The sequence below is a fragment of the Pleurocapsa sp. CCALA 161 genome, assembly GCF_003003995.1.
Taxonomy (GTDB): domain Bacteria; phylum Cyanobacteriota; class Cyanobacteriia; order Cyanobacteriales; family Xenococcaceae; genus Waterburya.
Genome location: NZ_PVWF01000120.1, coordinates 1 through 12852, shown reverse-complemented (window position 1 = coordinate 12852; position 12852 = coordinate 1). Strand labels below are relative to the sequence as shown.

Here is a 12852-nt window from a genome sequence, read left to right as displayed (position 1 = left end):
TCCTGATAAGAAAGACATGGGATGGCCAACCTATATTGTCTGCGAATCTCCTCATGATGATTTTAAGATTATAGGAGAAGTCAAAGGAGGACATCCTAAAGGGGAGTTTCGCAAACGTTTACAGACGATACTAGAAGGATAAAGGTGTAAATAGAAATAACAACTTTAAAATTTATTTAGTAATACTGCTCAACACCGCCAAGATTAAACAAAAAAGGAATACCTGCTTGCTCTTTTCCTCCCATTACTAAAACTTTGGGCATTTGAGAACCACCTTCTCTCCAGGCTTGAATTGCCTCTTTTTGCAATACTAGTTGACCGCCTTCGGCTTTGAGGGTCTCAGCTAACAATCTTTGAGCTTCGGCTCTGCCCGTAGCGCGGTTAATATCAGCTTGTGCAGTTTGTTCTGCTTCTTGAGCCACATAAACAGCTCTTTTAGACCTTTGTTCGGCGATTTGTTTTTCCTCTACTGCTTTGGCAAACTCTGGGGAAAAGTCTAAATCGACTACACTAGTATCGAGTACAATAATTCCATACTTTTCCAGTCTTTCACTCAAAGCATCATCAAAGTCTTGCTTGAGCTCATTTCTTTTAGTGATAGCTTCTTCTACTGTTCTCCTAGCAGCAGCAATTTTAAAAGATTCTTGGGTTTGAGGGGCAATAATATTGGAGACAATATTAGCTAATGTTCCTTGTTTTCTCCGTATTTCCACTACCTGAGTAGGATCGAGTCGAAAGTTAATTGCAAAACGCGCTGATAAATCCTGAAGATCTTTAGTCGAACTTTGTCCTGGCACTTCAAATTTTTGCACTGTCAGATCGTAAGTATCTACAGCGGAAACTAAAGGTGGTTTAAAATGAATCCCCTCAAGTAAAACTCCATCTCTAGCTTTTCCTAGGATGCTGATTACTCCAGCCTGGCCAGGATTAAGAATGACAAAGCTATTCAGCCCAACTAAAAGGGTCAAGATGATCAAAATAACAGGTATTACAAGCCGATCGCTTAGAGAAAATTGTTTTTTCAAGTTTTTCTTTCTAAAGTATTAATTAATGATTGATGAGCAAAAATGGGCTTGTTCGTCCCATCTGCTTGTTTTCCAGGTTTTTTTGCGTCTTTACTGTTTTTATTCTTTGTCAAAACGAGTTCTTAAGGAGAATACTTTAAAGTAATTAACCACAATCAATCGGATATTTAGCCTTTTTCCAAGCAGTTAAACCGCCAATTAGTTCAGAAACTTTTTGATAACCAGCCTGACGTAGTTTGTTTGCTGCTAAAGCAGTTTGCTCGTCTGTTTCTGCATAAACATAGATATCGCGGTTCAGTTCGAGATTAGAAAGAGTGAGATCGGCAGGTTCATCTATTGGCATAGGAATAGAACCCGTTATATGAATACTATTGAAAAGTACTCTAGACCTAACATCAATGATAGTCAGGGCAGGTTTACCCCAATCCAGGCATTTTTTTAGAGTACTAACACTGGACTTATTCTGAATTGGTTCGGGAATGGGAATGAGTTTAGAAAATATAGTCATGGGTTTCCTATGTATAGTGTTGAGGTACTGGCTAAACCCTAAATACTTGTAAAGTAGGTTTAATTAAAAATTGCTTCGACGACGTAAAGAGCAATCCGAGGGTTTATCTGTATGTCATGCTGACTAAGAAACGATGGGATAATCTTTAAGCTTTGTAGTCACTTTGTAATTACAGATTCCATTCTTTCTGGATCAGGTGTTGATACATTTTTTCTTTGATCATCATTTGCCGATGTAGCTCAATTAAAAATTCTTGAGCTTGTTCTTGAGACATATACTTTACTTGATCGGCAAAGCTTTTGAGATGAAATTCCTGCTCTATAGATAAGTTAATTGATTGATTCATTACTTGCCCTGTACTAATACTTAAAACGATATTGAGAGCATTGTTGCTGCTAGCTAGATATTTTAAGATTGGAACGAAATATCTAGCTTTAGTAAGCTTTAGCTCACAATAAAGGCGATCGCTATTACCTTATCTTCAAGGGTGATGGTATTGACAATGTTTAATTTATTCATGTTTAAATCTTAACATTTTTTAAGAATTCTTGCCTAAAATACAAACATTTGATACACAATCATTCTTCAGATGAGCAGCATTCTGAGGTCGGACACAGATCACATCACCTCTTACCTTGGAAAACCATCGCCACTCCCTTTTTTGGTGCTAGCGTAACACCTCTTCTGGCTGGAATTTCGGGGCGATTTCCCTTCAGGAATGCTCCGCTTTTTAACTCCAAATTATATTCACTAATAATTGTTGCCAATACCAGCTTTAATTCCAGCATTGCCAAAGCTTCGCCAATGCAGCGACGTTTCCCCCCACCAAAAGGGAAAAACTCATAAGAGTCAAACTCTCGCTCTAAAAAGCGTTCGGGCTTGAACTGATGGTGTTCAGGATAAACATCCTCTCTTTGGTGCATCAGATAAATACAGCCCATCAATACCTGTCCTACTTCTAGCTTATATCCCATTAATTCTGTAGATTCTAAGACAGTGCGGGGAAATGTAAGCATTGCCACAGGATAAATCCGCAGGGTTTCTTTGCAAACAGCAGTGAGATAGGGTAATTTAGCGATCGCCATGGGGTCAGGATTTGCCCCCAAACTAGCGATTTCTGCCTGTAATTTCGCTTTAATCTCAGGATAACGATGTAGCCAGTATAATCCCCAGGCGATCGCCGTAGCGGTAGTTTCATGTCCTGCCAGCATCAGGGTCATTAATTCATCTCGTAGTTCGTAATCTTTCATCGCTTCCCCAGACTCATCTCGTGCGGACATCATCAGCGAAAGAATATCTTGACGTTGGCTACAATCTTCTGTTCTTCTATTGGCAATTTCCTGATAAATCGCTTCATCGATCGCTTTTTGCTGACGCATCAAATTCCCCCAAGGACTCCAAGCCCCTAAATCTTTGTGTAACCAGGGAAAAAACAACAGGGCGGAAGTAAGCGTCGATTCAAAAATATTAGCCAGTCTGGCAATGCGCTGCTTTAATTCCTCAGAGCGGTCGCTATCTTGCAAACCATAAACAGCTTCCAAAATGACCTGTAAGGATATTTCCTGGGTAATATGTCTGGCAACAAAAGACTGATTTGGTTGTAATTGGTTGACAAGATCGCGAGTCAAATTACAGATTAACGCTCCATAAGCCTGCATCCTTTCCCCATGAAAGGGAGGTAACAATAGTTTGCGCCGTTGTCTATGGCGATCGCCTTCAATCATTAAGAGAGAATTATCGCCTACCAAAGGCTGTAACAATCTATTCTCCTTACTAGAAGCAAAGTACTTCGAGCGATCGCTAGTAACAATCTGTCGCATTGCTTCAGGATGGTTAACAAAGACATACCCATCTCCCCCCGTAATATCAGCCTGAAATATATCAGGAGCTTGCTTACCCGCCGAATCCATATATTTAGCTGGTTGCGCGATCCACTGTAGTCTTTGCTGTAAAGACGATTGTTTGAGCCTGGGGATTAATTTCATGATAATTAGATGAAGAATAATTAAGCAAACTACTATTAACAGTTTAATTACTTTTCACTGCTAACTGTTCACTGCTCATTGCTCATTGCTAACTGCTAACTGTTCACTGCTCACTGCTAATTATTAACCTTTAAACCGTTTCCCAATTAATTCCCCCACAGCAATACCAGACAAAACTGCGCCTTCTATGTTAGGTGCAACAAACCCATCCCCTGCTATAAGCAAAGGTATTTCCGACAACGCCAAATAGGGTTCAGGATGAAAAGTTTTAGGCAAACTATAGCGCCAGCGATGCACCTGATATTTAATTACGGGAGAATCTAAATAATCGGCTGCTGCGGAAAGTAATTTATAGGCAATTTCTGCATCATCACTATCCCAATAATCCTCGCTAAAACTAGGACTAGCTTGAAGGGTTATGGCATAAGCATCAGGAGAAATACCCTTTTGATGATTATCAGCCAGCCAAGTTATATAGTTGTCTTCTAAAGCTATCCCGCCAGGTGCAGGAATACTGCTGGGTTTTTCGAGCAAAGCCAATACAGTAATACAGCGATGGTAAGTAATATTCTCTAAAGAGAATCTAATATCTAATGGTAGAACCATCAAAGAAGCATCTAATAAATCTAGAGCTTGAGGTACGGGAGGAGTCAGCAATAACATCTCTCCTTGAAATTGTTGTTCGTCCTCGGTTTTAACTAGCCAGGAGCTATCATAGCCAATCTCAACTACTTTCGTATTGGTATGAACATCTAAATCTTGAGCTAGATGTTGAGCAATACCGCGAGTGCCATTAACGCCGTAATATCTGGGTTTGCCGTCACTCTTGCCAAAACCCTGACACCATTCTTTAATTACGCCATGTTTTAACCAATCATCTACCCAAACTTGAAATCGTGGATCGCTAGAGCTGAAGTACTGAGCGCCGTAATCAAACACTCCTGCCACAGAATTTTCGTGACTTATCCGCCGAGTTGCCAAGCGTCCACCAATACTTTTTCCTTTGTCTAGTACTGTGACGTTAATTCCTTTTCGTTGCAAAAACGTGGCGGTAATTAATCCCGTGATTCCGCCGCCGACAATAATACAGGAAGTTATTGCTGATGGGCGATTCCTCATCGGATACGCTGAGTCCTGCGGACTTGCTCCGTAAACGCGATCGCTACTATTATTCATTCTCAAAGTTGTTTATCAAATTAATAGCTAACTTATCACCATCTTGGCATTCGTCTATATTAGTCGTCATCGAAATTAAGAGTTGTTCATTAACTATGATTGTTCAGTCTGATCATTGACCCAAATTAGGCGACAAATCCGCTCAGGGCGAATAGTTTGTTCGCCCCTACCTAAACACTGTCTATTACAGACAATTTGTAGAATTGCTCTTAATTACTTGCCAAAGCCTTGAGCGCGATCGCTTGTTGGGAGACAGACGCAATTTTCAATTTGTTTTCTGATAGTTGCTTCATCAAGGTTTTGACCAATTAAAACCAGTTGATTTTTCTTTTCACCCCGCCATTCTTCGTCTTCAAGGGTAAAACGCTTACCACTTAAATGGAAAATATGCCGTTGAGGACTTTCATCAAACCAAAGAATTCCTTTGGCGCGGAAGATATTTTCTGAAAGCTGATTGTCTAAAAAATACTGGAATTTACGAATGTTAAACGGTTGGTCAAACTGAAAGGAAATTGAGGTAAAACCATCGTTTTCTAAATGATGGGAATGAGCGTGATGATCGTGGTCATGATCCTCATGATCGTGTTTATGCTCATGGTGTTCATGATCGTGATGGTCGTGCTGATGTTCATGAGCAGATTCTGTCTGCTCAAAATATTTATCTGACTCAAATAAACCAACACTTAAAATTAAAGGAAGAGATACCTCTGACTTCTGCGTCCGTAGAATACGAGCTTCTTTTTTGAGATCTCTGACTCGGACTTCTAAGGCATCAACATCGGCTTCGTCTACCAAATCAGTTTTGTTTAAAATAATCACATCGCCGTATTGAATCTGACTTAAAGCCGCTTCACTATTAAATAAATCCAAGCTGAAGTTAGCGCAGTCTACCATGGTGATAATCGAATCAAGACGAGTCATGTCTCGCAATTCTGTCCCCAGAAAAGTCAAGGCGACAGGGAGGGGATCGGCAAGTCCAGTAGTTTCTACCACCAAATAATCGATTTTGTCGGCTCTTTCCATGATTTTATGAACTGCATTGACCAAATCCTCATTTATGGTGCAGCAGATACAGCCATTGTTCAATTCCACCATATTTTCGTCGGTAGATACAATCAGTTCATTATCAATGCCTATTTCTCCAAACTCATTTACTAAAACGGCGGTTTTGAGTCCTTCTTGATTTGTCAGGATATGATTTAGCAGAGTAGTTTTACCACTACCAAGAAAGCCTGTGATAATAGTTACGGGTAAACCTTTTTTCGCAACATCCATTTCTGAGGATGCTGATGCTTGTTCAACAGTTGTCATAGCGATCGCTTTTATTGATGTTGTCAGACTGAATAATTAATCTTTATTGTAAATTATTGCGTAAATTAGATTTAGAAGTCAGAAGTCAAGATAGCACAGGCAAGGCATTGCTTTACCCGTATCAAAGTCAACAATCAGCAGTCAAACTGCGTACTAATTGCGCTAATCTTTCCGCACTATCAACAACGGCTGAAGCTTTGGCTTTGGCTGCCATGTCTTGAAGTAGCTGGGGCGATCGCAACCACTGGGATACCTGCTCTTGTAGTGTCTTTGCTGTTAATTCGGCTTGTTGATACAATACCCCTGCCCCTGCATCTTGATATTCTTGAGCATTATAAGTTTGGTGATCTTCAGCGGCAAAGGGATAGGGAATCAGTACCGCAGGAGTGCCAGTAAAAGCCAGTTCAGTGATTGTTCCTGCCCCCGCCCGACTAATGGCTAAATTTGCTCGTTGTAATAATCCCGCCATGTTATTTGAAAAAGGCAAACAGATATATTGAGGATGTTTTAAGCTATCAGCTTGGGGGTCGTTTTCGCCTGTCAGATGGATGACATAAGCACCAAGCTCGAACCAAGCAGAGGCAGCCTCGCGGACTAGTTTATTAATCGCTACTGCACCCTGAGAGCCACCGAAAACTAAAATTACCATGGCATCATCGGGAATATTTAAACCTAACGACTGAGAAGTAAAAAATTGCGATCGCACTGGCGTACTGACATAAACTGTCTTTGTTTGGGGTAAATACTCGGCTGTTCCCGCAAAACCCAACGCCACAGCATCGCACCAACGACTGAGAAACTTGGTTACTTTTCCTGGGATATAGTTCGACTCATGAATGATGGCAGGTTTCTTTTGCAAACGGGCAGCCAAGATTGCAGGTGCAGCGATATAACCTCCAGTGGTAAACACCGCATCAATTTGATGTTCTTTGATTAATTTTTGAGTTTGCCAGATTGAAGAGAAAAAGCCCGCTATAATTTTGAGAGTTTTTAAGCTCAACTTCTGCTGCAATCCTTCGACAGAGATGGTATTAAGAGGATAGTCATCTGGAACAAGACTGGTTTCGAGGCGATTTGCCGTACCCAACCACTCTATTTGATAATCTGGTAGTTGTTGAGCCAAAGCGATCGCTGGGAATAAATGCCCTCCCGTACCGCTAGCTGCTATCAATAGACGAGTTGGTGATGCCACAGATATTTGCTCCAATTCCAACTAAAATTTTAACTAGATTGAAACCCCATAATAGATTAAAAGCCGTTTATAAGCGATTGTCTTTAATCTCTAACAATAATTTTCCAGTCAGCTGAATCTTAGATTCCAATTCCTCCTTAACTATTAATTTGCTTGTGTGTATGAGTAATTTATATTTATGAAATTCTAAAACTAAATAAACGCCTATTAGTTTAGTATATAAATACTGATTGTTTTAAAAAACAATTTAATCTAAGAGCATAATATGAAAGGTGAGCTTCTAAAAAGATTATTTAGAGCGATCGCACTTGATGACCAGGAAGCGATTGACAAGCTCACATGCTCAGTTATTGAAGATGAGAGAAAAAAAGGTCATACACTTTTAGCTAATCAATTAGAAAATATAGCTAAAGTAAATCAGACAGATAGTCTAGTTAAAAGAAATGGCACTGCTCCATCGCCAGTTGCTCATAGGGGAAACCCCCAAGACCTCACTCGCTCATCTTTACAAAGATCTTCCCAGGATAGAATAGAAACTAAAGCCGATTTAGAGACTTTAAGTGTATTACCAACTTCTCATAGGTTTAATACTCCTTTAGTTACTTTCATTCCTAGAGAAAAACTAAGGCATCATATGATTTTACCTTCATATGTTGAAAACCGTTTTCAGAGAATAGAAAAAGAATATGCAGCAAGAGATAGACTTGCTCATCATGGATTACGTTATAGACAAAAAATTCTCTTATTTGGTATTCCAGGTTGTGGAAAAACATTAGGCGCAGAGCGTTTAGCCTGGAATACAGGATTATCTTTACTCAAAGTTCGTTTTGATGCAATGGTTTCTTCTTATTTAGGAGAGACAGCAAGTAACTTAAGATTAGTATTCGATCTTGCTTCTAAGAATCCCTGTTTGTTATTTTTTGACGAATGCGATTCTATTGCTAAATCTAGAGAAGATACTCAAGAGGTAGGAGAAATAAAGCGTGTAGTCAATACTTTTCTCCAAATATTAGATGAATATGAGTCTTATTCTGGTCTTTTGGTAGCGGCTACAAATTTAAATAAATCTCTTGATACTGCTCTTTGGAGACGTTTCGATGATGTGATTGAAGTACCACTGCCAGGAAAACAGGAGCTAGAATTGATAGTTAGACAAACTCTATCGGCGATTGAAGTAGGTTCAATTAATTGGCAGTTGATTATTCAGCAAATGGAAGGATTTTCGTCTGCACAAGCTGTAAGAGTCGCACAAGACGCAGCTAAACGAGCCATCCTAGATCGAGAAGAGTTAGTTATTCAGGAACACTTAGAAGAAGCTATAGAAGAAATCAAAGTTTCCTGGAGTTAGCTGTCTCTAATTTTAAAAAACTTAATGGTTGATAACTCGAAGCAATTTACTCATATTCGACTAACACTAACAAAAGAAGGAACTGCAAAACCTGCTACAGGAGGAGGAGGAAAAAAACTAAATCCCACAACAGCAAGAAATAAAAGCGATCGCTGGGGACATGGAAATAAGCTAAAAGGTTCTGTAAATTCAATTGTTGCAGATTGGCAATCTTCTATAGAAGAAAGAAAAAAAGAAGACAAACCAGAACTTCCTGATGCACGACGGATCATTTTACAAGTCGATCCCGATACTTTCGATCCAGACATACTTAAGGGTTATGGAATAGAAGTAATTGGCGATTTAGAAGATGGATATATCATCGGCGCATCAGCAGATTTAGAACTAACAAAATTAGAGCAAAGAATTAAACAGTTTATTAAAGAACAAAAAGGAGGTTGTTCAGTACCCGAAATATGGGAAATATTTGAAGGATATCAGAAAATAGAATCAATTCTTTCTCCTGAATTGTTAGTACATTGGGATGCAGTTGAAGATGAGCAAATATATATTATTGATATTGGAATAGCTTGTATAGGAAATAGTATTAAGTTATTTGATTATCCTATCAAAAAAGATGATGAAACTGTTGACAGCTACAGTGAAAAGTTAAATAAGTGGAGAAATAAGAGAGATACTACTTATGAAGAATGGGACAATTTAAAATCCCAACGAGAAGATGAACTGATAATATTTGTTGAAGGCTATCAAGGTCAAATTTTATCTATTGTTGATGGAGATACTCCAAAATTCATTGAACTTCCTGATAGTTTTTCTTGTCGCATTCAGATTTCAGGAAAAGGATTAAAAGATTTAGTTTTTAACTTTCCTTACATTTTTGAAGTTAGTGAACCAGATGAGTTTGCAGAACTGATTCAAAGTCAGATTTCATCTCAATCTACAGAAACAACTTTTGAATTACAACCTCCTCAAAAAGATGCGCCTAAAGTTTGTGTAATTGATAGTGGAATTCAAGAAAGACATCCCTTATTAAGAGCAGCGATGGATTCTCAAAGTTCAACTTGTTGGATTCCTGGAAAAAGTGATCAAACTGCTGATTATGTGAGTAATGGTGGACATGGAACTAGAGTTGCTGGCGCAATACTTTATCCTGGAACTATTCCTCGTACTGGTCAACAACAAGCGATTTGTTGGTTACAAAATGCCAGAATTTTAGATGATAAATGTAAACTTATAAAACAATTATTTCCTCCAGATTTAATTAAAGAAATAGTCGATCTTTATTACAAACAATATAATACTAGAATCTATAATCATTCTATTACTGGTTCTGTTCCCTGTAGAACTCGTTATATGAGTGCTTGGGCTGCTGCGATTGATGAATTAACTTATCAAAATGATATTCTTTTTATTGTTGCTGCTGGAAATTTATCTTTGAATAATAGGGTGGGAAACACAAGATTATCTATCCTAGATCACATACAAGCTAATCATTTGTACCCAGATTATTTACTTGAAGATTCTTGCAGAATTGCTAATCCAGCCCAAAGTTTTCAAGCTTTAACTGTTGGCTCTGTTGCATCTAATTATTACAATAATCCACCCCTTACTTCTCTTGCAGATAAAGATAAACCATCAGCCTTTTCTTGTTCTGGTTTAGGTATTTGGGACACAATTAAACCCGAAGTAGTTGAATATGGTGGTGATGTAGTTACTGATAATAATAATATCCCTAGTTTAAACACTCCAGATGCAGTATGTCCTGAATTAGTGCGATCGACTTTAAATGGTGGGTCTTCAATAGCTTGCGATCAAGTAGGAGTCTCTTTCTCTACAGGAAAAGTTACTCACATTGCAGCTTGTCTTGAGGCTGAATTTCCAGATGAAAGCTGTTTATTATATCGCGCGTTGATTGTTCAATCCGCTAGATTACCAGAATGGACAAAACAAAGTGACGTAAATCTTTTTCATGCTATTCGTCAGATTGGTTATGGTATTCCCAATCTTGATCGAGCGATCAGAAATACTCCCAATCGAATTACTCTGATTACTAGAGGAGAAAGACGAATTAAAGCAAGACAAGCTCATATTTATCAAGTCCAACTACCGCAAGAGCTTATATCTCAGGGAGAAGAATTAGAAATTTTATTAGAGATAACTTTATCTACCAAAGCTCAACCTCGGAGAACTAGACGTAATAAAAGGCGATATCTTTCAACTTGGCTTGATTGGGATTGTAGCAAAAAAGGAGAGGCTTCAGATTGTTTTCTTAATAGAATACTCAAAGAATATGATGCACCTGAAAATTCTGAAAAGGGAGAAGGGCTTTTTACTTGGACTTTGGGTAAACAAAAAAATCATAAAACAATCAAAGAAATTTCTAGGAGTGCAGGAACTATTCAGAAAGATTGGACAATTGTAAAGTCTTATCAACTCAGAGAAGCTTTTTGTATAGCTGTGGTGGGACATGAAGGTTGGGATAATAATCCAGATGCTTCTGTCCCCTACTCTCTAGTTGTTAGCTTTGAAGCTCTTAATGCTTCTGTCCCAATTTATTCATCTATGGTAGAGGCTCAGATCCCACTGGAGGTTGAAACAGAACTAACAGTTTAAAGATTTTAAAGATTGTGATCGCTTTCTATACTGTTTTTATTCAGGTTTAACAATCGACAGGTAAGGTTGACTTAAGTATTTATTGGCTACTTCCTGCACTTGTTCGGCAGTAATCGGCGCAATTGTAGCTTGAAAAGTACGATCAAACTCGATCCCCAACCCAAGGGACTCATACCAGCCATAGGTTTGAGCAATCTCACTGTTAGTTTGTTTGCCTAACGCATATTGCCCCAATAGTTTGTTTTTTGCCCCTTGGATTTCTGACTCGCTCAAAGTTTCTTTAGTTAATCTGGCAACTTCGCTGCTTAAACCTTCAATGGCAATTTCCGTATTGCTTGGTGCTGTTCCCATATAAGTAACGAACGGAGCGGTATCTAAGCGAGTCGGGAAGAATGCCGAAACATCGTAGGCTAGTCCTCGTTTTTCTCGTAGTTCCACAAACAAACGGCTGGAAAGTCCGTTACCTAAATAAGTACTGATTAATTTTAAAACAGGGTAATCTTCCAGATTTACTTTACTCCCCAAATAACCCAGCATGACGATTGACTGTTGGGTGTCTTGAGCAATTTCTTGTTGAGAAGGATTTAAAATCGGTGACTGTAGCTGAAAAATTGACAGAGGTTGGTCTGGGTTTTTCCAATCGCCAAAAACTCCCTCAATTAAATTTTGCCCTTGTGTTTGAGTAATCCTGCCTGAGAGGCTGATGACTAAATTATCGGGACGAAAATAAGTTTGATGATATTGCTGTAGCTGGTTACGGGTTAAACTGCTGACACTGGCTTCTGTGCCTAGTACCGAAACACCATAGGGATGTTGGGGATACATCTGCTGCCGAAGTTGATTAAAAGCGACATTAAACGGTTGTTCTTTTTGGGAGCGAATACTCTGCAAGGTTAGCTTGCGCTCTAATTCTACTTCTGATTCAGGAAAAGTTGGCGATCGCATAATTTCTGCCAAGAGATTTAACATCGGTGGAAAATCGGCGGAAACGGTTTTTAAACTTAAGGAAAAATAGTCGGTGGTTGCATCTGTCCCCAATCCCGCACCGATCGATTCTATTTTTTCGGCAATTTCTAAGGCAGATAAATTTTCCGTGCCTTTAGTAATCACTGCTGAGACTAAATTGGCTAATCCTGCTTGCTCTGCTTGTTCAACAATTGTCCCTGCACCTTTAACAAAAAAGCGAGCTGAAATAATGTCGGCTGCTTGGTTTTCAACAATTATGAGGGTAATGCCGTTGGCTAATACTGAGCGATATAAGTTAGGAATAGCTAAAGTGGAATTAGGAGACATGTGTATATTGTTAATGTGAATATGGGATGAGGATAAAACTTCCTCTATTTATCTAAGCAGCTTTTCTCTCGGTAGATGAATCAGTTACGAAAAAAACCAAAAACAATGAGCAATTAATAGGTTGGGCATCGAAAGTAACGATCATAACAACTGATTATTTTTAGATAATGCCCACCAGTTGATCGCTAGTCAGTAATTAGTAATCATTTAATATGTCTTCTTGGCGCAATCTTGTTGGTTATTTTAGTAAGTATAAGGCGATCGCAATTTTCAGTATCGCAGCTTCTAGTCTATTTGAAATTATCGATCTAGTAGTTCCTTATATTATTGGACAGATTTTAAATGTTTTGTCGTCACAGCCATTGGACAAGCCTTTGGTGAGTTTAATTACTGTGGTGCAA

The 12852-nt window shown here is 38.8% G+C and carries 10 protein-coding genes and 2 pseudogenes; 4 read left to right on the top strand and 8 right to left on the bottom strand.

Going from position 1 to position 12852, the window contains the following annotated elements:
* Positions 1–142, top strand: a pseudogene (locus C7B62_RS27255) (thioredoxin family protein); the annotation flags it as partial.
* A gap of 34 nt (positions 143–176) precedes the next feature.
* On the opposite strand, the gene C7B62_RS20715 reads toward C7B62_RS27255, so the two are convergent.
* The 7 genes from C7B62_RS20715 to murG all read right to left on the bottom strand — a co-directional run bounded on the left by C7B62_RS20715 (position 177) and on the right by murG (position 7197).
* Complete coding sequence (locus C7B62_RS20715) at positions 177–1025, bottom strand: prohibitin family protein (RefSeq protein ID WP_106241710.1); 849 nt, start codon at positions 1023–1025, stop codon at positions 177–179.
* A gap of 145 nt (positions 1026–1170) precedes the next feature.
* A complete protein-coding gene (locus tag C7B62_RS20710) occupies positions 1171–1533 on the bottom strand; it encodes a rhodanese-like domain-containing protein (RefSeq protein ID WP_106241707.1) in 363 nt (120 codons plus the stop codon).
* Positions 1534–1702: 169 nt separating this feature from the next.
* On the bottom strand, positions 1703–1879 hold the full coding sequence (locus tag C7B62_RS20705; RefSeq protein WP_106241701.1) for an NblA/ycf18 family protein: 177 nt from the start codon (positions 1877–1879) through the stop codon (positions 1703–1705).
* A gap of 277 nt (positions 1880–2156) precedes the next feature.
* Positions 2157–3518: a cytochrome P450 gene (locus C7B62_RS20700; protein ID WP_106241699.1), complete on the bottom strand. Its 1362-nt coding sequence runs from the start codon at positions 3516–3518 to the stop codon at positions 2157–2159.
* Between the two features lie 123 nt (positions 3519–3641).
* Positions 3642–4694 (bottom strand): NAD(P)/FAD-dependent oxidoreductase, encoded by a 1053-nt coding sequence (locus tag C7B62_RS20695; protein WP_233220079.1) that lies wholly within the window; start codon positions 4692–4694, stop codon positions 3642–3644.
* A 213-nt stretch (positions 4695–4907) separates the two neighbouring features.
* Complete coding sequence (locus C7B62_RS20690; RefSeq protein WP_106241692.1) at positions 4908–6005, bottom strand: GTP-binding protein; 1098 nt, start codon at positions 6003–6005, stop codon at positions 4908–4910.
* Between the two features lie 127 nt (positions 6006–6132).
* A complete protein-coding gene (gene murG / locus C7B62_RS20685) occupies positions 6133–7197 on the bottom strand; it encodes an undecaprenyldiphospho-muramoylpentapeptide beta-N-acetylglucosaminyltransferase (protein WP_106241688.1) in 1065 nt (354 codons plus the stop codon).
* Positions 7198–7462: 265 nt separating this feature from the next.
* On the opposite strand from murG, the gene C7B62_RS20680 reads away from it, so the two are divergent.
* Entirely contained in the window at positions 7463–8545 is a 1083-nt protein-coding gene (locus tag C7B62_RS20680; RefSeq protein WP_106241685.1) for a 26S protease regulatory subunit, read from the top strand.
* 24 nt (positions 8546–8569) lie between these two features.
* Positions 8570–11158 carry a S8 family peptidase gene (locus tag C7B62_RS20675; RefSeq protein WP_106241681.1) on the top strand — a complete coding sequence of 863 codons (2589 nt, stop codon included), beginning with the start codon at positions 8570–8572 and terminating at the stop codon, positions 11156–11158.
* Between the two features lie 36 nt (positions 11159–11194).
* On the opposite strand, the gene C7B62_RS20670 is transcribed toward C7B62_RS20675, so the two are convergent.
* Complete coding sequence (locus C7B62_RS20670; RefSeq protein WP_106241677.1) at positions 11195–12451, bottom strand: pitrilysin family protein; 1257 nt, start codon at positions 12449–12451, stop codon at positions 11195–11197.
* Positions 12452–12663: 212 nt separating this feature from the next.
* On the opposite strand from C7B62_RS20670, the pseudogene C7B62_RS20665 reads away from it, so the two are divergent.
* A pseudogene (locus C7B62_RS20665) lies at positions 12664–12852 on the top strand (ABC transporter ATP-binding protein); the annotation flags it as partial.